General features: G+C 67.9%; 18 protein-coding genes and 2 rRNA genes. 5 read left to right on the plus strand and 15 right to left on the minus strand.

Annotated features, from left to right (window positions below):
- Nucleotides 1-11 precede the first annotated feature (11 nt).
- Complete coding sequence (locus tag NDI56_RS07870) at nt 12-269, plus strand: hypothetical protein (RefSeq protein ID WP_310918888.1); 258 nt, start codon at nt 12-14, stop codon at nt 267-269.
- Between the two features lie 11 nt (nt 270-280).
- Here the strand turns inward: NDI56_RS07870 and NDI56_RS07875 are convergent, their stop codons facing one another.
- From NDI56_RS07875 to NDI56_RS07890, 4 genes are all read right to left on the minus strand, one after another.
- Entirely contained in the window at nt 281-763 is a 483-nt protein-coding gene (locus NDI56_RS07875) for a DUF2617 family protein (RefSeq protein ID WP_310918889.1), read from the minus strand.
- Entirely contained in the window at nt 744-2,339 is a 1,596-nt protein-coding gene (locus NDI56_RS07880) for a spermidine synthase (protein WP_310918890.1), read from the minus strand. Before NDI56_RS07880 ends, NDI56_RS07875 begins: the two co-directional genes overlap by 20 nt.
- Nucleotide 2,340: 1 nt before the next feature.
- Entirely contained in the window at nt 2,341-3,036 is a 696-nt protein-coding gene (locus NDI56_RS07885) for a hypothetical protein (RefSeq protein ID WP_310918891.1), read from the minus strand.
- A 166-nt stretch (nt 3,037-3,202) separates the two neighbouring features.
- On the minus strand, nt 3,203-3,826 hold the full coding sequence (locus tag NDI56_RS07890) for a zinc ribbon domain-containing protein (RefSeq protein ID WP_310918892.1): 624 nt from the start codon (nt 3,824-3,826) through the stop codon (nt 3,203-3,205).
- 83 nt (nt 3,827-3,909) lie between these two features.
- Here NDI56_RS07890 and NDI56_RS07895 point away from each other — a divergent pair, with 83 nt between their 5' ends.
- Both NDI56_RS07895 and NDI56_RS07900 read left to right on the plus strand, forming a co-directional pair.
- The gene (locus NDI56_RS07895; protein ID WP_310918893.1) at nt 3,910-5,664 is read left to right on the plus strand and encodes a MutS-related protein; all 1,755 of its coding nucleotides are present in this window, start codon (nt 3,910-3,912) and stop codon (nt 5,662-5,664) included.
- A 56-nt stretch (nt 5,665-5,720) separates the two neighbouring features.
- Entirely contained in the window at nt 5,721-6,020 is a 300-nt protein-coding gene (locus NDI56_RS07900) for a DUF6199 family natural product biosynthesis protein (protein ID WP_310918894.1), read from the plus strand.
- A 12-nt stretch (nt 6,021-6,032) separates the two neighbouring features.
- Here NDI56_RS07900 and NDI56_RS07905 read toward each other — a convergent pair whose 3' ends face one another.
- The 7 genes from NDI56_RS07905 to NDI56_RS07935 form a co-directional block, all read right to left on the minus strand.
- Nucleotides 6,033-6,344: a hypothetical protein gene (locus NDI56_RS07905; protein ID WP_310918895.1), complete on the minus strand. Its 312-nt coding sequence runs from the start codon at nt 6,342-6,344 to the stop codon at nt 6,033-6,035.
- Between the two features lie 148 nt (nt 6,345-6,492).
- Nucleotides 6,493-6,651 carry a hypothetical protein gene (locus tag NDI56_RS07910; protein ID WP_310918896.1) on the minus strand — a complete coding sequence of 53 codons (159 nt, stop codon included), beginning with the start codon at nt 6,649-6,651 and terminating at the stop codon, nt 6,493-6,495.
- Nucleotides 6,652-6,799: 148 nt separating this feature from the next.
- Nucleotides 6,800-7,945 (minus strand): zinc ribbon domain-containing protein, encoded by a 1,146-nt coding sequence (locus NDI56_RS07915; protein WP_310918897.1) that lies wholly within the window; start codon nt 7,943-7,945, stop codon nt 6,800-6,802.
- A 62-nt stretch (nt 7,946-8,007) separates the two neighbouring features.
- Entirely contained in the window at nt 8,008-9,264 is a 1,257-nt protein-coding gene (locus tag NDI56_RS07920) for a double zinc ribbon domain-containing protein (protein ID WP_310918898.1), read from the minus strand.
- A gap of 48 nt (nt 9,265-9,312) precedes the next feature.
- Nucleotides 9,313-10,626: a PP2C family protein-serine/threonine phosphatase gene (locus NDI56_RS07925; protein WP_310918900.1), complete on the minus strand. Its 1,314-nt coding sequence runs from the start codon at nt 10,624-10,626 to the stop codon at nt 9,313-9,315.
- Between the two features lie 2 nt (nt 10,627-10,628).
- Nucleotides 10,629-11,861 carry a protein kinase domain-containing protein gene (locus tag NDI56_RS07930; RefSeq protein ID WP_310918901.1) on the minus strand — a complete coding sequence of 411 codons (1,233 nt, stop codon included), beginning with the start codon at nt 11,859-11,861 and terminating at the stop codon, nt 10,629-10,631.
- Nucleotides 11,862-11,905: 44 nt separating this feature from the next.
- Nucleotides 11,906-13,087, minus strand: a complete 1,182-nt coding sequence (locus tag NDI56_RS07935) for a vWA domain-containing protein (RefSeq protein WP_310918902.1) — start codon at nt 13,085-13,087, stop codon at nt 11,906-11,908.
- Nucleotides 13,088-13,202: 115 nt separating this feature from the next.
- Here NDI56_RS07935 and NDI56_RS07940 point away from each other — a divergent pair, with 115 nt between their 5' ends.
- Nucleotides 13,203-13,631 carry a CopG family ribbon-helix-helix protein gene (locus NDI56_RS07940; protein WP_310918904.1) on the plus strand — a complete coding sequence of 143 codons (429 nt, stop codon included), beginning with the start codon at nt 13,203-13,205 and terminating at the stop codon, nt 13,629-13,631.
- A gap of 79 nt (nt 13,632-13,710) precedes the next feature.
- On the opposite strand, the gene NDI56_RS07945 is transcribed toward NDI56_RS07940, so the two are convergent.
- Nucleotides 13,711-14,352, minus strand: a complete 642-nt coding sequence (locus tag NDI56_RS07945; RefSeq protein ID WP_310918905.1) for an alpha/beta hydrolase — start codon at nt 14,350-14,352, stop codon at nt 13,711-13,713.
- A 120-nt stretch (nt 14,353-14,472) separates the two neighbouring features.
- Complete coding sequence (locus NDI56_RS07950) at nt 14,473-15,306, minus strand: VOC family protein (protein WP_310918906.1); 834 nt, start codon at nt 15,304-15,306, stop codon at nt 14,473-14,475.
- Between the two features lie 96 nt (nt 15,307-15,402).
- On the opposite strand from NDI56_RS07950, the gene NDI56_RS07955 reads away from it, so the two are divergent.
- Nucleotides 15,403-17,484 (plus strand): beta-glucosidase, encoded by a 2,082-nt coding sequence (locus NDI56_RS07955; protein WP_310918907.1) that lies wholly within the window; start codon nt 15,403-15,405, stop codon nt 17,482-17,484.
- Between the two features lie 108 nt (nt 17,485-17,592).
- Here NDI56_RS07955 and rrf read toward each other — a convergent pair.
- Both rrf and NDI56_RS07965 read right to left on the minus strand, forming a co-directional pair.
- Nucleotides 17,593-17,715, minus strand: a 5S ribosomal RNA gene (rrf, locus tag NDI56_RS07960).
- A 132-nt stretch (nt 17,716-17,847) separates the two neighbouring features.
- Nucleotides 17,848-18,072 (minus strand): 23S ribosomal RNA (locus NDI56_RS07965); the annotation flags it as partial.

Raw genomic sequence — 18,072 nt, forward strand, 5'->3', positions numbered from 1 at the left:
AGACCGGGCGTATGACCGAACGAGTCAGCGGCGAGGACGTGTACGTACAGAACACCACCGAAGACGTCGTCGTCGAGAGCGCCGAGGACGTGGTCATCGAGGGAAGCGCCGTCGGCGGTTCCCTCACCATCGAGAACGCACACGACGTCATCATCAAGACCAACGCGACGGTCGCCGTCGAGAAATCCGAGGACGTCAAAGTCGAAGATATGGCGGACGTGACCGTCCACAACGCCGAGCAAGTCGACGAGGACGACGGCCTGTTCTGAGCGGTCGGGAGTTACTGACGCCCCAGCCCGTCGAAGCGCGTCCGGGTGTAGACAGTGCGGTCGAACTCGGTGTAGGTGTGGAAGGTCTCGTAGCCGTCTTCGCGGGCGTCGACGGCCGTCACCGCCCGCTCGTCGAACGCGTAGTGGAGGTCGAACTCCCGTTCGGCCGGGTAGGCCTCCAGCGGGCGCGTCTCGATGGTGAGTTCGCAGTCGACAGCGCCGACCTCGTATCGGTACTGGCCCGAACAGCCCTCGACCAGCGAAACGGTCCGCGTTCGCGGCATCGCGACGCTGCGACAGGAGGCGATCTCGTGGAAATCGATTGCCGGGGCCGTGATGTAGTGAGAGCTCCCGATGACGCGACAGTCGAACGCGACACCGTCGACGGAGAGTCGCTCCGTCGCGTACACCGACAGCGCGTCGCTGTCGGGCGCCGTCGTCCCGATGCCGAATTCGAGCGTCTCGTGGCGGCTCTCAGTTGATGATGATGTCATAGTTGGGGTCGAAGATGCTGTTGGGCTCGACGCCGTTGTACCGGGGCACCGGGCGCCAGCGGGCGTCGGCGTACCGACGCTGCTGTGTGGCGGTCAGATTAGAGGCCGTCCCGAGCGCCGGCGAGGGTCGGGGGCCCGGCGCGAAGACGTAGAACCGCTCGCCGCGTTCGGTCTCGCCGTCGCCGTCGGTGTCGTCCCACGCGTTGTAGGTGACCTTTCGGTCGAAGCCGGCGGTCCCGACGGTGTTCATGTAGGTCTTGTAGTGCGTCGAGAACGCGTCCCGCTGGTAGCCCCAGGAGACGACGACCCCGTCGTCGGTCAGGTGGCCGCGAACGAGCCGATAGAACTCGGTGGAGTACACCGGGAGCATATCGTCGTTGCGCGCGCCCGGCAGGTCGAGCAACACGAGGTCGTACTCGCGGTCGGTGCGCCGGAGATAGCTCAACGCGTCGGTCTCGTAGGTCCGGAGCCGGTCGTATCTGTAGGCGTCGTGGTGGTACTGCTCGAAGTACGGGTGGTCTTTCGTGTACGCCAGAAACTCCCCGTCGAGGTCGACCTGGTCGACGGTGACGCCGTGGTCGCGGAGCCGGTCGGTCGCGATGTGGTCGCCGCCGCCGACCAGCAGGACACGGGTCTCGGAGCCGTTCTCGACCATCGTCATCGGAACGTCCACGAGCCCCCGGTGGTAGGAGTCGACCCACGAGTCACAGAGCTGGAGCTGGCCGTCGAGTCTGAGACACCGCTCGGTCCGGCGCGGCCGGTTCGCCGTTGCCGAGAGCGTCCGGTCGTAGATGACGACGCGCTGGTGTGCTGTCCGGCGGATCTCCCGTATCTGCACGCTCGCCTGTCCCGGCGGGTACTGGGATTCTATCTCGGCGCCGATGTACGTCTCCTCTACGGCGCGTTCGGCGCTCTCGCCCGCGACCAGGACGGCACCGTAGCTCGCGGTCACGAGCAGGCAGGCCGTAACGACCGCGAAGGAGGGCGTCTCGACCTCGGCGTTGTAGGCAAACAGGAGGGCGACGAGCGCGTTGGCCAGCCCGAGGACGAAGATGGCGGCCACCAGCCCGAGGCTCGGGTACAGCACCAGCGCGTACACTACTGTGCCCACCAGACTCCCGAAGTAGTCCACCCCGAGCACCTCGCTGAACGCGTCCCCGCTGCTGTCGACGAGTTCGGAGAGAAACGGGATCTCCAGCCCGGACAACACGCCCACGACGACGATGGGGAGATGCGAGACGACCAGCACCAGCTCGTATTTCAGGGGGAACTGCACCGAGGGAACGCTGTTGACACCGACCATGAACAGGAGGCCGAGCGGGCCGATGACGGCGAGTGCCACCTCAGTTCGGAAGAAGTTCCGCTCGACGTTGTCGATGTACCGGTAACAGAACGCGCCCACGCCGAGCGAGAACAGAAAGAGGCCGATAGTTATCGAGTACCGGAGCACCGTCCCGCCAAACAGCACCCGTAGCATCTCCGAGTAGATGAGCTCGTAGACGATGCTACAGAAGGCGACGACGAAGGTTACGCCGAGGAGCAGCCCCCGGCGCCGGTCCGGTACTCGGGGAGACACGTTAGAGCCGTGGGGAGACCTGCCAGGGGTTCTCGACCTCGTACCCGTCGCCCGACTGGTCGACGCGGAAGTCGACGGACTCCCAGCCAAAGCCCTGATTGCCGTTCTCACTCCGTAGCTTCGACCCGACGCGGTACCAGCCCGGTTGCTCGACCGGCATCGAGAGCTGCTGGTCGGGTTCGGGGTCCGTCCAGCGCTCGTCCCACTGTGACTCGTCGAGCGGGCCGGCCGGCGGCGGGTCGTCGCTGAACTCCTCCTGGCTGCCCATGTATCCGAGCGCGACGACCGCGATGGCCGCGTCGTACCGGGATATCTCGTTTTCGTGCTCCTCGCGCCAGTCGTCGTCGTCCTCGTGACCGTGGTGGATGGCGCGCCCGCCGCGATGGGGCGCGCTACTCCAGCCACCGCTTCCACGGCCCGTGGCGCCCTGCCCGCGGCCGCCGCCCTTCGCGGCAGCCGCGCGGCCGACCGGGAGCCCGAGCGACAACGCCAGCGACGCGTCGACGTCGGCACGTGACTCGACGGTCGGGTCCGCGGTCAGATTGACCACGATGGCCCCGTCGTTCGTCGAGATACTGTCGTACACCTCGGCCTTTCGGGGTGGCGGGGAACTGTTGCCACCACCGAGTCCGAAACAGCCCGCAAGTCCCAGTGTTCCGGCTGCTGTCCCCACCCGAAGGAAGCGTCTCCGTCGCATAGCATTACTGTAACGTAGATATGTTTTTAAATCCTATGGATAGTAACTATGCTGGCAGCGACCATGCACCCCGCGAACGCGGGAGATTCGTATCACCGAACAGCGGGTGGCTCCTCTCGGGCTCTCTTGCCGGTCCAGTCGGCGGTACCGCTCGATTGCGACCGAGTCAGCGGTCGCCGTCGGCGGTCTCGCCGTCGTCCTCGGGTTCGATACCGGCCCGCTCGTGGAGCGGCCCCGGCTCCCCTCGGGCCTGTCGTGCCGCCCGCCCGGCGATTCGGCGCGCGAGCAGGAGCGCGACCATCGCCGGGAGCGCGAGCACCGCGACGACGAGGCCGGTCCGACCGGGGACCACGGCAGACCCCGGTGACACCGCGTCGTACCCCACTGCGAGGACGACGGCACCGATGCCGCCGACGACGAGATAGAGGCCACGCGAGAGGACGGCGCTCGGGTTGGGGAGCCGCGAGAGCGCGGCCGCCGGGAGGAGCCAGCCCGCCAGTCCCAGTCCGGCCAGAGCCACGAGGGGGAGCTCCCCCACGGCGATGACGGCGGCGTAGACCACCAGCGGTGAGACGGCGATGCCCAGCGCGAGCCCGGTGAGGACGACAGCCCACCGCGGCGTCGTGTTCATCTCGGCCTCGTAGGCCGCCGCGAGCCGCTCTTCGAGCATCTCGGCCACCTCCTCGGAGACCAGCTGCTCGCCACACTCGGGGCAGTCGGCCGCCGCCCGTTCCAGGTCCACACCGCAGGCCGGGCAGGCCGGCTCTTCGGCCTCGCTCCACTCGTCCATGGCCCGGCCTACTGCCGCCGGGGGCTTGAGTGACACGGCGGCCACTATAAACGCCTAAACCGACCCCGCCCGTCGGCTCGCGCATGCGACTGGAGGAGTACTGGGGCATCGGCCCGAAGACGTCCGAGCTACTGACCGAGGAACTGGGCGTCGAACGGGCTATCGCGGCCATCGAATCGGCGGACACGCGAACGCTCACCGCGGCGGGGCTCTCCCGCGGGCGAGCGACGCGCATCCTCCGGCGGGCGACGGGGGCCGAATCGATGGACCTGCTGGCGACCCGGGACACCCGAGACGTGTACAAGGAACTGCTGGACCTCGCCGAGGAGTACGCCGTCACGGCCGACGCGGCCGACCGCATCCGCGTGCTGACGCCGCTGCCGACGCGCGAGCGGATGGACGCGCGGCTGGACGACGTCCTCGCCGCGCGGGACACGTGGGTCGGACTCGACGAGCGCGACCGACGCGCGATACAGGCGGCCTTCGAGGACCACGACGAGGGCGGCGAGCGAGCGGCCGTCGAGACCGCGCTCGCGCTGCAGGCGACCGGGGTGGAGTCGGGCGTCTTCGAGCGGGTCGCGGCCCTCGACAGCGACGCGCTGGCCGACGCGCGGGCCGCGCTCGCGGGGCTCGCCGGCGAGGGTGACCGTGTCGGCGAGGGCGCCGACGACGAGCTCGACCGGCTCCGCGAGCGGCTGGGGCAGGTCGAAGACCTCGCTGCGGCCACGCCGGACGTCGTCGAGGCCGTCAGAGAGGCCGCCCGCCGGCCCGACGAGTTCCAGGACGCGCTGGTGCGTCACGTCACCGGCGAGACGGGGTTAGAGGCCCCGCGGGTCCGGGACGCGATGCCCGGGGACGCGACCGACGCGCGGGACTTCGTCGACGCCGCGCTCCGCGAACTGCGCCGGTCGCTTCGGACCGCCGTCGAGGAGCGGGAGGCCACCGTCGCCGACGAACTGAGCGAGGCGCTCGACGACGCGCGGCCGACCATCGACGACGCCGTCGCGGCCGTCGGTGACCTCGCGCTGTCGGTGTCGCTGGCGCGGTTCGCCCTCGCCTACGACCTCCGCCGGCCGACCTTCGTCGACCGGGACACCGTCGCGGTCCGTGACGCCCGGAACCTCGCGCTGGCCGACGCCGACGGCGTCCAGCCCGTGACCTACGCCATCGGCGACCACACGCTCGACGTGGAGCGGGCCGACGCCCCGCCCAGCGGCGACCGGGTGGCTGTGTTGACCGGCGCGAACTCCGGCGGGAAGACCACGCTGCTCGAAACGCTGTGTCAGGTGCAGCTGCTCGCCCAGATGGGACTGCCCGTCCCGGCCGCGGCCGCCGAGGTGGGCGTCGTCGACACCGTCGTCTTCCACCGCCGGCACGCCTCGTTCAACGCCGGCGTCCTCGAGTCGACGCTGCGCTCGGTCGTCCCGCCGCTGTCGGGCGACGACCGGACGCTGATGCTCGTCGACGAGTTCGAGGCCATCACCGAGCCGGGGTCGGCGGCGAACCTGCTCCACGGGCTCGTGACGCTGACCGTCGACCGGGGCGCCCTCGGCGTGTTCGTCACCCACCTGGCGGCCGACCTCGAACCGCTGCCCGAAGTGGCTCGCACCGACGGTATCTTCGCCGAGGGACTGAACCAGGAGCTGGAACTGCGCGTGGACTACCAGCCCCGCTTTGGCACCGTGGGCAAGTCCACGCCGGAGTTCATCGTCTCCCGGCTGGTCGCCAACGCGGGCGACCCCGTGGAGCGAAGCGGGTTCGAGACGCTGGCGCAGGCCGTCGGCGAGGAGGCCGTCCAGCGGACGCTCTCCGATGCGATGTGGACCGAGGACCGGTAGCCCCGGCGACCCTGTCGGCCAAGGGTTCACGTGGATGGGGGTCGAAGTGGTCTCTGATGATACAACGTCTCCTGCCGCTTGGCTACGCATGGATGGTCGTCCACGGACTGCTCTCCGTCTTCCTCCCGAAACAGGCCATCAAACTGAACGGCAAGCTGCTGCTCAAGGGGTACGAGAACCCCGGTGACCTCGAACCCAAGGACTGGTACGTCCGCTCGACCCGCATCTCCGGGCTCGGCATGCTCGTGACCGGCGTGACGGGACTGCTGGCCGGCCAGCTCACCGAGGGAGACGAAGCGGAACTGCCCGACGACGCGGAGTCGTCCGACGACGACCCCGTCGAACTGGATATCTAGCCCGGCCCGTTCTCAGACGGGGTCGACCCGTTCGACCTCGTTGACGTCCGTGATACCGAACCCGTCACAAAGCAGCGTCGCGACCGCCTGCCGCTGGTCGGCGTCGTCCGGCAGGTCGAGGACCACCGTGACGTCGGCGTCGACGCGGATGTCCGTGTAGGCCGGGCGGACGCTCGTCACCCGGTCGACGGCCACCTCGGTCACGGCCCCGACGGCGGCGAGCACATCGGCGACACCGCTCGTGAGGTCCGCACTCCCGCCGCGGGGGACCCGCAGCGAGACATCGGCCGATGCCTCGACAGTGGTAGTCGCATGGAGCGACATAGGCCGACGGCCGGAGTCGAACCGGCCCCAGTCGGGGCTCACCAGTCGAGCCCGCCGGCGGGCTGGTCGCTGTCGTGTGACCAGCACACGGGTCGAGACCACACCGCAGTGGGCGTCGGGTGACGCCGTCCCACGGCGCGGTCGCCGCCTACCGAGCGGGCAGGACCTGCGTGGCGTCGGTCCCACCAGCCCGACCCGCGAGAAGCGGCCCGCCGAGCCCGGCCGTACAGCCGGATTCGAGTGCCACCGGCTGGCGGAACTGCCGGCCGGTGGCGGGCACGTGTCGGGTCTGAACTGGTGCTGTCATGGGAACACTACGTCAGGTCCAGTGACGTACTAAACTGTTCACGTGGGCATATATTAAGTATATTGTACAGTTGGTATCGAATACCACAGGCAGCACCCGTGCGACGGCGTCGAAACACCGCGACACACGACGGAACCGGAAAACGGGATCAGCGCTGAATCCGTTCGCCGCAGTTCGGACAGAACGTCACCGACTCGCGGGGTATCGACTCGCCGCAGGCGCCACACTCCTCCGCTGAGCTGGTAGCCCCCTCGGGCGTGAAAATCGCCGTGTCGTCTATCCAGCCGTCTTCCTCGGCTTCGTCGCCGTCCTCGGCGACGGCCGCCATCGACTCCCCGTCGTCCGGGATGGGCTCGTCAGTCGTGAACACGCGCGTGTGGGAGTGCCCGTCGTCGGAGGGGTCGCCGGCACCGTCGTCGGCCGTGCTGGACGCGTCCGAGCTGTCGGGCGTCCCCGGCTCGTCCGCGCCGGCGCTCGACCCGTTGGCGGTCGGGGTCGGCGGTCCCGGCCGCGAGCTGTCGGCCACCGGCGGCATGATGGGGTAGCGCTGCTCGGCCCGTTTGTCCGGCCGGGCGAGCGGGGCCTGTGCCCGGACCCGACGGGCGACGAGCGCCTGGATTCCGAGATACACGCCCGAGAGGAGCGCCGGGACGGTGACCAGCGCGCCCAGCGCCGTGGCCGGAGCGACCCCGGCGGCGCCGAGTCCGGTCTCGACGACAGACGCCACGCCGGCGCTCGCGACGCGCTCGCCGACCGGTCCCGGCAGTCCCGGTGCGTGGACCAGCCAGGCGGCCGCGAGGGCGACGGCGCTCACCGCCGTCAGCACGGTAAAGAGCGGTCGGGGCGAGAAGCTGTAGACGCGGCGACCGAAGGCGATGGTCCGGACGAGCAGGTGGACGCTGGCGACGGCCGTGAGCGCGACGACCGCCGGGCGCGGACCGAGACCGATGGCCGCCACGGCTGCGAGTATCATGAGGACGCCGGACGGCGCGGGCAACACGCCCGGATTGTCGATGCGGTACTGGCTCACGAGGTTGCCGTAGTCGTTCGAGAGCTGCCGGTCGAGCAGCCACGCGGCGACGGCCGCGGGCGCGAGCAACCACGCGACCGCCGCGAAGACGACCAGCCCGGTCACGTCGGCCGTGACGGCCATCGCGGCGAAGGTCGGCGCGAACGCCTCGACCACGAGTCCGGTCGCGACGACCCACGCCCCGTAGAACAGGTAGCCGGCGACTGCGCCGACCAGTAGCCACAACTCCGTAGCAAGCAACGCGACGGAACGTCGCAGTTCCACAGCAGGGGGGCGGTCCGACATTACATGCGTGTTTCCCTGAGAGCGCTTAATTCGTGTGGTGGTCAGGGCGACTGTACGCTCACTGACGCGACACCGGACAGCTCGAGCTCGTCGCCCGGTGCGATGGGCTCGCGGTCGCCCTTCTGTAGCGTCTGCCCGTTGAGCTGGGTCGGGTTATCGCCCAGGTCCAGCAGGTAGAAGCTCCCGCTCTCGCGGACGAACCGCACGTGTTCGCGGTGAATCCGGACCGCTTCGTCGTCCGGACGACCGGCCTCGGTGAGGGCCGCGCGGATCTCTCGACCGACCGTGTCGCCGTCGTCGACGTCTATCTCCCGACCCTCGACTTCGAGGACCAGTGAGTCGGGCCCCTCCTCGTCGTCCTCGCTCGCTTCGAGCGCGTCGATTGCGTCGTCGGGCGCGTCGTCCTCCTCGGCCTCTCCGGAGCGGTGGGCGTCGAGGTCCTCGCCGCACTCGACACAGAAGTTGTCCTCGGCCTCGACGTCGGCGTCACAGCTGGGGCAAGCGTCGAGCGCGTCGTCGCCCGGCGCGACCGACGAGACATCGGCACCGCACTCGACACAGAAGTTCGCCTCGGCGTCGAGTTCGGCGTCGCAGTCCGGACAGTCGATACTCTCGGCGTCTTCGTCCGCGGCCTCTTCTTCGGCGGTGTCGTCTTCGACCGCTTCGACCTCTTCTTCGACGGCGTCGGCGGCTACGTCGGCATCCTCTTCGACGGCGTCGTCTTCGACCGCTTCGGCCTCTTCTTCGGCGGTGTCGTCTTCGACCGCTTCGGCCTCTTCTTCGACAGCGTCGTCTTCGACCGCTTCGGCCTCTTCTTCGACAGCGTCGTCTTCGACCGCTTCGGCCTCCTCCTCGGCGGCATCGTCGGCTCGGTCAGCCACGTCCGCGTCCTCGGCCTCGGCCACTTCGGAGTCCTCGGTCACATCGACATCCTCCGCCACATCGACGTCTATCTCGTCGAGGTCGTCCTCGGAGTCGTCCGCCGCCGCGTCCAGTTCCTCGTCGGCGTCTGCCGACCCATCGTCAGCGTCCTCGTCGGGTTCACCAAAGAGACTGACAGACTCCGCGTCCGCCTCCTCGTCCGCCGGCGAGACGAGGCTGTCGTCGGCCGTCTCGTCTTCCGGCTCGGCCGAGTCGGTGCTGTCGGCCGCTGCCGACACGTCGGATTCAGTACTTCCCTCGGTGTACTGCCACTCACCGCACTCGGTGTTTGTACACCACCCTCCTGCTACTGTTGGGTCGAATTCGTCCCCGCAGATGGGACATTCGACTGCTTGCTTTGTGCTCGCGTCTGACATAGTCCTTCATGAGCGGGTTTTACGGGGAGAAATAAAACATTTCCCCCACTAATCCTCAGTTATAATGACTGTATCGCGCTCTGAAAGGTCGATGTCGGGGTCGGCTGCGCGAACCGGCACGCCGCCGCTTGGAGTCGACGGGAGCGTGTCGTCTTCGAACAGCAGGACCGAGATGTTGTCTTTCCCCCCGCGTTCGTTCGCGAGCCGGACGTACTCGCCAGCGGCGGCGTCCAGCGACTCCGCGCCGAGGACCACGTCGCGTATCTCGGCGTCGGTGACGACCGCCTCGCGGACGGTCGCCGCCATCTCCTCGGAGCGGTCGGCGTCGACGTACTGCTGGTAGAGCTGTGGCGCGTCGGTCTGGGCGTCGATGAGGCCGTCGCTCGTGGCCAGCACCGTGTCTTCGGCGAACAGCCGAACCGAGCGGGTGTCGACGTCGACCATCGCGCGGTCGGGGTCCTCGTGACCCGAGCCGCCCAGCGCTCGCGTAATCTGGTTGCCGTCCGGGTGGACGTGGGCCTCCACCGAGTCGATTTCGCCCTGGTCTGCCCACTCCTCGACGACCGCGTGGTCTTTGGTCAGCGAGACGATCTCTTCGCGAGCGTCGTTGACCAGATACGCTCGGCTGTCGCCGACCCACCCCAGATGCAACTGGCCGTCGGCGTAGACGCCGGCCACGACGGTGGTGTAAGACTGGGTCCCGGAGTCGCCCGCGTAGCGGATTATCTCCCGGTGAGCTTTGATGATGGCGTTTTCCAGCCCGGTCTGGATGTCCTCCGGGCCGAGCGTGTCGGGCAACACGTCCGGGCTGATATCGATGTCGAACTCCTCCGGATGGCTGCGAACGGCGTTGATAGCCACCGGCGCGAGGTTCTCCGCGACGACCGTCGTCGCGATGTACGAGGCCACGTCGCCGGCGTCGTGGCCCCCGGCGCCGTCCGCCAGCACGAAGACGCCCGCCGAGCGGTTGGCCGGCATCTCGGGCGTCTCGTCTCCGGGCTCTTCGTCGTCTGCCTCGTCGTCGGATGCTGGCGTCTCGGCCGCCTCGGTCGCCGCCTCGACGGCACTGTCGGCCGCGCCGGACGGCGCCACATCGTCGGCCGGTGTCTCCCCGTGAGCCGTGGTGTCCTCGGTCGCTGTCTCCGCCCCGTCCGTCGCCTCCGCTTCGGGCTCGTCGGCCGCTTCAGCGTCGGCCTCGCTCTCCTTGGGCGCGTCCGCTTCCTCCCCGTCTCCCGAGCCCCTCGTCTTGCCGAGATAGCCGTCCCGGTGGCCCTGCTCGAAAATCGTCAGCGAGAGGCTGTCCTCGTTGATTCCCTGTCCGCGCTTCCGGTCGCCGATGTCGTAGTTTGTCGTGTATCGCATTGTTACTCCGATTGGAACTCGAACGTGACGCCGTAGGTGGGGTGGACCAGCGAGATGAGGTCGCCGTCGGCCAGTCGAATCGACTCCGGTGGCTCCTCCCCGTGGCGGTCAGTGTAGTCCTCGCCCTTCTCGCGGAGCCGGTCGCGCCCGGCCCCGCACAGCACTCGCTGCCAGCCCGACCCCTTCTGGACGAACGTCCCGTTGAGGCTCCGGTCGACCAGATACCACTCGCCGCCCTCGGTCTCGAACTGTACCTGTACCGACGAGATATACTCGCCCTGCGGGTCCTCGATGGTGATAGAGGCCGGCGGCCCGTTGGCTCCCTCCCGGCCGATGGTGTCGCCGGGTTCGACGGTGAACTCCGTGCCCGCCTGAATGTAGCGTATCGAGCCCGTCGACGGCGGCGTCGGGTCCTTCGCCTCCAGTACGTCCCGCAGGACTGTCGCGTTCCGGTACCGGTGTCGGTAGTCCGACTGCGTAGCCCGCTCGACGATTTCGGCCAGATAATCGTCGCAGTCGGCCCCGAAGTCCTGTGGATTGACGCCGTCTTTTTTCGGGACCGACCCCTTCAGCAGGAACAGCAGAATCTTCCCGATAGAGTAGACGTCGGACCACGGGCCCTGACGCACGTCCGTCCGGCTCGCCTCCGCGACTTCGCGGGGTTTGAACGGGCCCAGAATGGTCGTCCCCTGATTCCCCGTCGACGGGTCGCCCGTCGAGTCAAAGCCCGTCGCCGTGTTGAAGTCGATGAGCGTCGGCGTGATGTCGGGCTTGAGCATTACGTTCTCGGGTTTCAGGTCGCGGTAGACGATCTCGTTCTCGTGGAGAAAGCCCATCGCGTCCGCGAGGTCGATACCGATCTGGCGGACCTGCGCGCTGTCCTCTATAGGACCGTGTTCGTCGATGACGTTGTCCAGTTCGATACCGCCCTCGACGAGTTCGACCACGAGGAACGGGACGTCTCGCTCCCGAACGGAGTCGTAGAGGTCCATCACGTTCTCGTGTCCCCCCACCGCGGCGATGCGTTCCAGCGACTCCGCCTCCTTCTCGAAATACTCCTCGATGACCGAGCGGTCGTTCTGTGACTCGGTGTAGTTGGGGTGTTTCAGGACGACCGAGTCCCCGGTCTCGGTGTCCAGTGCCTTGTACGCCTTCGCGAACCCGCCCTTGCCGAGGAACTCCTGGAGTTCGTAGCGGCCGGCGATACTGTCACCCGGTTCGGGTTCCCACGTCATGGCTCAGGCCCCGTGGCCGACAGCGTCCCCCACGCGACGGGCCGTCACTTCTGGATGCCCTCGTCGGTGACGATTTTCGTGGCCCGACTCTGCTCCTCGCGGCCGCCCTCCATCACGATCTGGGTCTGGCGCTCGGCGGACTGGACCGCTTCCGTGTCGGCCCCGTGAATCCGGGTCATCTGCTCGATCTGCGTCTGGGCCTCGGCGACGTTCCCCTTGCCCAGCTCGGTCTGGATAACAGTCTGTTTGTGGTCGATGTCGATCTCCTCGTTGTGTTGCTGGAGCTTCTCCTCGTCGTCGGTGTACGCCACGGTGAGCGACGTCGACGCCGTCTCACCGCCCGCAGTTAGCGTGACGTCCGCGAGCCGGTGGTCGCCCAGCGGACGGGCCGGGGCGTGGATTTTCAGGACGACCCGCTGTGTCTCCCGGTCCAGCAGGTCGGGGAGCTTGATGACGGCCGTGTTCGAGTGCCACTCCGGCGCGACCTCCTGTGTCTGTGGCAGCGCGCGGTACACCTCGCTGACCTCGACGCCGTCCGCGACGTCGAGTTCGAGCTCGGCGTCGGGGGCGACGACGCTGCCGGCCTCCTCGACGGCGTCGCCGAAGAACTGCTCGATGTCGCCCGAGGCCTGGAGGTGTGTCCAGTCGCCCCGCGCGACGCTCCCGAGCTTGCGGATGGTCTCGCTGCGGTAGTCCTCGCCGATGCCGGCGGATTTGATTCGGATGCCGGCGCTGTCGATTTCGCGGGCCAGCGTCTCGAACTCGGGCGGGTCGTGCGTGTTGTCCTTGCCGTCCGACAGCAGGAGCACCCTGCGGGCGGTGTTGTCGTCGTCGGACAGCTCTCGCAGGGTGTCCGCGGCCGCGCTCAGCCCGCGGTACATGTCGGTCCCGCCGCCGGCCCGAATCTCGTGGACGTGGTCGACGGCGTCGTCACGGGAGATATCGCCCCAGCGCGTGGCCGGGAGCACCACGTCGACCTCCGTGTCGAACGCGACGATAGAGACGTAGTCGTCGTCGTTCAACAGGCCGAACACCCACTCCGCACCGGAGCGGGCACGGTCCATCTCGTCACCGGCCATCGACCCGCTGGAGTCGATACAGAGCGCGATGTGGCGCGTCGGCTGCCGGTCCAGCTGGCCGGGTTCGACTTCGATTTCCGCGGTCAGCTTCGCCCCACCAGCGGGAACGTACGGTCGGTTCACGTCGGTCACGACGTTCGCTGTCATACTGCTAGGTCCAACTTACGAGCTAGTTATAAGTTTTCCCTCAATAAGTGGTGAAAACTCCCCCTATCCGCTACGTTCGATAATCCTTAATAGGAACTGGGGGCTCTGTTAATATATGACCGTCGTCAGCGTCTCCATGCCCGAATCGCTCCTCGACCGTATCGACGAGTTCGCCGAGGAACACGGCTACACAGGTCGCAGCGAAATCATCCGGGAGGCCAGCCGGAATCTGCTCGGCGAGTTCGAGGACAAGCGCCTCGAAGGGCGGGAACTGATGGGCATCGTCACCGTCCTGTTCGACTACGACACCACGGCAGTCGAGGAGAAGATGATGCATCTGCGCCACGAACACGAGGGGCTGGTCGCCTCGAACTTCCACAGCCACGTCGGCGAACACCGCTGTATGGAGCTGTTCGTGCTCGAAGGGACGCTGGCCGAGATATCCACCTTCGTGGGCAAGATTCGCGCGACCAAAGACACGCTGAACATCGATTACTCCGTCGTGCCGGTCGACGAGTTCGGGACGCTGGCCGATATGGAGTAAGCCGGGAATCGACTGGAAGGGGATTTCGCGGTGAAGGAACGGCGAGTAAGGTGGGCCGTGAGTCGCGAGACTTCGACCGCTACTCTACCAGTTTGGCGACCAAGTCGCTCACAGCGTCCATCTCGTCTTCGTTGACCCCGTGGCCCATCCCCTCGTAGATGCGTTTGTCCACGTCGCCGCCCAGCAACTCGAACGCCTCCGCGGTCGCTTCGACCCGTTCGAGCGGGATGTGGGGGTCAACGTCGCTGCAACCGAGCAACACCGGCGTGCCCTCGATATCGCCCGCGTACGCCGTCGGGTCGACCGTCTCGCCGATGAGCCCGCCCGACAGCGCGACGAGGCCGCCGTACCGACGGGGGTTGCGCGCGACGTACTCGCTGGCGAGACACGCGCCCTGAGAGAAGCCAAGCAGCAGGACCCGTTCGCGGTCGATACCGGCCTCGACAGCCGTCTCGATGGCATCCTCGATAGCCTGCAGCCCCGAGCTCCGGCCCGGTTCGTTCCGCTCGACGGGCGCGAGAAACGAGTTGGGGTACCAGGTGTTTCGGGCGGCCTGGGGCGCCAGCAGCGCGACGCCGTCTTCGTGTACGTCCCGGCCCATCTGGACGATGCTTCTCGCCGTCGCGCCCCGGCCGTGGACCAGTATCATCGCGGCCTCGGCCTCGGCGAGCGGTGTCCCGGCGGTGACGAGCTGCTGGTCCTGGTGTGGGCCGTCGCTCATGTGAGCCTCCGGGCGGTCACGACATTCGTCCGGTACACGGCGTCGTGTGTCACGTGGCAGGTCATACACCCCGTAGCGCACCGACCCATTTGAGTAGCCGGTAACACGGACACAACCAGTTCACGCGCGCAAACGGAGTTCGATACCGTCCGGGTCCGTCACTCGGACGCTGTCCGAAGCCGTTGCCACCTCGTAGCCGGCCGCGGCGAGGCGCTCGCGCGCGGCCGCGACCGCCGCGTCGCTGGGCAGTCCGAGCTCGAACCACGCCAGCCCGCGCCCGCTTGCGGGCGCTGACCGCCCGTGCCAGACGTTCGCGCCGATGTGGTGGTGGTACTCACCGGCGGCGAGGAACACCGCTCCGTCGTACGTGGTTCGCACGGTCATTCCCAGGGCGTCGGCGTAGAACTCCCGCGCCGCGTCGAGGTCGGTGACTTCCAGATGGACGTGGCCCACGTCAGTCCCGTCCGGCACTCCGGTCGCACCGGTCGCGGCCGCGCGAACCCCAGCGGCGTCGAGCGGGTCCGTCGCCATCCGGACGCCGCCATCGGCCGTCGTCTCCCACGCCGACCGCGGGCGGTCCCGGTACACCTCGACGCCGTTGCCCTCCGGGTCCCGACAGTACAGCGCCTCGCTGACGAGGTGGTCGGCCATGCCCGAGAGCTGCCACGACGACTCGATGCGGGACAGCGCATCACCGAGTCCGCGTCGGGACGGGACCCGAAACGCAGTATGGAAGAGCCCGGCAGCGGACCGGGGTCGCTCGGGCGCACTCGGGTGCTCCCGTAGCTCCAGCAGCGGCGTCTCGCCGTCGCCCAGAACGACCCGGTCGCCCCCGCGGTCGTGGACCGCCAGCCCGACGATGGCGTCGTAGAACTCGGCCACCTCGCTCGCGTCCGCGACGGTCAGTGCGACCCGGCCGACGCGTGTCCCGGGTGGGAGTCTCGCTTCGGTCATACCACTGATTCGAGCGAGCGACGGATACCGATTGTGTCGACGCAGACGACAGTGCCCAAACTGCTTTCCCACCGTCGCACCCAAAGCCCGTATCGCATGGTTACTGACATCGACGGACTCGTCGCCGACCTGAGCCGCGCCGAGAAGCTGGCCCTCGTCTGTGGGACCAACGACCCCGACGGAACCGCAACCGGTTACCTCCCCGGCGTCCCCCGTCTCGACGTTCCACCGTTCCGGCTCGTCGACGGCCCGCTTGGCATCCGCGCCGAGGGCGAACGCGCGACAGCGTTCCCCGCCACACTCGCGACAGCGGCCACCTTCGACCCCGACCTCGCGCGCGAGCAGGGCGCGGCGATGGGCCGCGAAGCCCGCGCGCACGACCAGCACTCGCTGCTGGCCCCCGGCGTGAACATCGTCCGCGTGCCACATTGTGGCCGGAACTTCGAGTATCTCTCGGAGGACCCCGTTCTCGCGAGCGCCTTCAGCCGCGCGCTCGTCGACGGTATCGAGTCCGAAAACGTCGTCGCGACGGTGAAACACTTCGTCGCCAACAACCAGGAGACCCACCGCACCACCGTCAGCGCCGACGTGGACGAACGCACCCTCCGCGAGCTGTATCTCCCGCCGTTCCGCGCCGCCGTCGAAGCCGGCGTCGGCTCGGTGATGACCGCGTACAATCGGGTGAACGGCACACATATGAGCGACCACGCTCACCTCGTCGGGGACGTGCTCAAAGACGAGTGGGGCTTTTCGGGGTACGTCGTCTCCGACTGGTACGGGCTCGAAACAACTGTCGGCGCGGCAAACGCGGGTCTCGACCTGGAGATGCCGGGAGTACCATCGGGACCCGACGACGAGGACGAGGAGTTCGAGTGGCCCGACGGTATCCCCGACGGCAGCCACGCCGGTCTGTTCGGCGAGCCACTCGCCGCCGCCATCGACGACGGGTCGGTCCCCGCCGACCGGCTGGACGACATGGTCCGCCGCGTCCTCGGACAGATGGCCCGCATCGGCCTCTTTGCGGACTCGCGTCCGGACGGCGAACTGGACAGCCAGCGCCACCGGGACCTCGCGCGCGACATCTCGACTCGCGGCACCGTCCTGCTCGACAACGACGGCGTCCTCCCGCTGGCGGACGACACCGACGTCGCTCTCATCGGGCCGCACATCCACGAGGCGAAACTCGGCGGCGGCGGCTCTTCCGAGACGACGCCGTTCCACTCGGTCAGTCCGGTCGACGGGCTCACTGAGCGCGCCGGCGGCACAGTGGCCACTGCGCGCGGGATTCCCGAAATCGAGTCCGTCTCGCTGTTCGACCTGCTCCCGTTCGTCGATTCGGGCCACGAGAACGACGCCTCCAGCGCGCCCGACGGCGACCCCTCGCTCGACGACGCCGTGGCGGCCGCCGAAGCCGCCGACGTGGCCGTCGTGCTCGCCCGCGACGCGACCACCGAAGCCCGCGACAGGGACTCGCTCGCCCTGCCCGGCCAGCAGGACGAACTCGTCGAGGCCGTCGCCGCTGCCAACGACCGGACCGTCGTCGTGCTCCGGTCGGGCGGCCCCGTCGAGACGCCGTGGCGCGACGACGTCGCTGCCGTCGTCGAGCAGTGGTACCCCGGACAGGCGGACGGTGCCGCACTCGCGTCGGTGCTCTACGGCGACAGCGACCCCGGTGGCCGCCTTCCAGTGACGTTCGCGCCCGAGGGGAGCTATCTCACCAGCGACGAGCGGCGTTTCCCCGGCGAGGACGATGTGGCCCGCTACGACGAGGGCGTCTTCGTCGGCTACCGGCACTTCGATTCGGGCGACGACGAGCCTACCTACCCCTTCGGCCACGGCCACTCGTACGCGACCTTCGAGTACGGCGACGCCACCGTGGTCGGCGATGCCACTGTCGAACTATCGGTCCGGAACGTCGCCGACAGACCGGGCCGCGACGTCGTGCAGGCCTACGTCCGACCACCTGCCGTCGACGGTATCGACCGACCGGTCCGCGAGTTCGCCGCGGCCCAATCGGTGGCGCTCGACCCCGGCGAAACCGGAACCGTGACGCTCGAACTCGACGAGCTCGCGTTCTCGCGGTACGACGAGGGGTGGACGGTCGACAGCGGTCAGTATCGGGTCGAAGTCGGCCGGTCCAGCAGCGACGTGCGAGCCACGGTGGACCTCGACCGCTAGCGCGGCGGTCGAGAAAAGCTGCCTTCGACGGTGTTGTCACTCTGCGTAAATACGGAAAGCCCACTGAAGAGAGATGACTCTCTTCAGTAGGCTAAAAGACCGAATGAATGGTGGCGGCGAACCGGATTTCCCAGAGGCTCGCGCACTCCAGTACTCGCCGGAACGCTGGTGAGCTTATCTTCCGTGTTCGGGATGGGTACGGGAGGCAACCTCACCGCTATGGCCGCCTAACGCTGAGTCGTGGAGTCGAACCACGATGATATACCGCTCTCAGTTTCCAGATGTATTATACGTGCGATCCAGTTTGCGCCTGGACTCGTTCAGCCTGACGAGCGCTTCGTCGGTGAAGAGTCACAGTGCGTATGAATGATGGCTTTGAGTTGTTAGTGCTTGTGGGCTGAACGTCTCGTTACCTCGACGCGCACACCCCAAGTCTATCGACCTCGTCTTCTACGAGGACTCTCGACGGTGTCTCTTTTCCAAGTGGGTTTCGAGCTTAGATGCGTTCAGCTCTTACCCCGTGCTGCGTGGCTACCCGGCACGTGCTCTCTCGAACAACCGGTACACCAGTGGCAGCCAATCGTAGTT

The sequence above is a fragment of the Halomicroarcula saliterrae genome (assembly GCF_031624395.1).
In the GTDB taxonomy this organism is placed as follows: Archaea; Halobacteriota; Halobacteria; order Halobacteriales; family Haloarculaceae; genus Haloarcula; species Haloarcula saliterrae.

What these genes read in the sequence shown, in the direction of transcription:
- NDI56_RS07875 (WP_310918889.1), bottom strand. Translation starts at nt 763, where the DNA reads ATGACATCATCATCAACTGAGAGCCGCCACGAGACGCTCGAATTCGGC.
- NDI56_RS07920 (WP_310918898.1), bottom strand. Translation starts at nt 9,264, where the DNA reads ATGTCAGACGCGAGCACAAAGCAAGCAGTCGAATGTCCCATCTGCGGG.
- NDI56_RS07890 (WP_310918892.1), bottom strand. Translation starts at nt 3,826, where the DNA reads ATGGACGAGTGGAGCGAGGCCGAAGAGCCGGCCTGCCCGGCCTGCGGT.
- NDI56_RS07930 (WP_310918901.1), bottom strand. Translation starts at nt 11,861, where the DNA reads ATGACGTGGGAACCCGAACCGGGTGACAGTATCGCCGGCCGCTACGAA.
- NDI56_RS07925 (WP_310918900.1), bottom strand. Translation starts at nt 10,626, where the DNA reads ATGCGATACACGACAAACTACGACATCGGCGACCGGAAGCGCGGACAG.
- NDI56_RS07935 (WP_310918902.1), bottom strand. Translation starts at nt 13,087, where the DNA reads ATGACAGCGAACGTCGTGACCGACGTGAACCGACCGTACGTTCCCGCT.
- NDI56_RS07870 (WP_310918888.1), top strand. Translation starts at nt 12, where the DNA reads ATGACCGAACGAGTCAGCGGCGAGGACGTGTACGTACAGAACACCACC.
- NDI56_RS07905 (WP_310918895.1), bottom strand. Translation starts at nt 6,344, where the DNA reads ATGTCGCTCCATGCGACTACCACTGTCGAGGCATCGGCCGATGTCTCG.
- NDI56_RS07945 (WP_310918905.1), bottom strand. Translation starts at nt 14,352, where the DNA reads ATGAGCGACGGCCCACACCAGGACCAGCAGCTCGTCACCGCCGGGACA.
- NDI56_RS07900 (WP_310918894.1), top strand. Translation starts at nt 5,721, where the DNA reads ATGATACAACGTCTCCTGCCGCTTGGCTACGCATGGATGGTCGTCCAC.
- NDI56_RS07955 (WP_310918907.1), top strand. Translation starts at nt 15,403, where the DNA reads ATGGTTACTGACATCGACGGACTCGTCGCCGACCTGAGCCGCGCCGAG.
- NDI56_RS07910 (WP_310918896.1), bottom strand. Translation starts at nt 6,651, where the DNA reads ATGACAGCACCAGTTCAGACCCGACACGTGCCCGCCACCGGCCGGCAG.
- NDI56_RS07950 (WP_310918906.1), bottom strand. Translation starts at nt 15,306, where the DNA reads ATGACCGAAGCGAGACTCCCACCCGGGACACGCGTCGGCCGGGTCGCA.
- NDI56_RS07885 (WP_310918891.1), bottom strand. Translation starts at nt 3,036, where the DNA reads ATGCGACGGAGACGCTTCCTTCGGGTGGGGACAGCAGCCGGAACACTG.
- NDI56_RS07940 (WP_310918904.1), top strand. Translation starts at nt 13,203, where the DNA reads ATGACCGTCGTCAGCGTCTCCATGCCCGAATCGCTCCTCGACCGTATC.
- NDI56_RS07895 (WP_310918893.1), top strand. Translation starts at nt 3,910, where the DNA reads ATGCGACTGGAGGAGTACTGGGGCATCGGCCCGAAGACGTCCGAGCTA.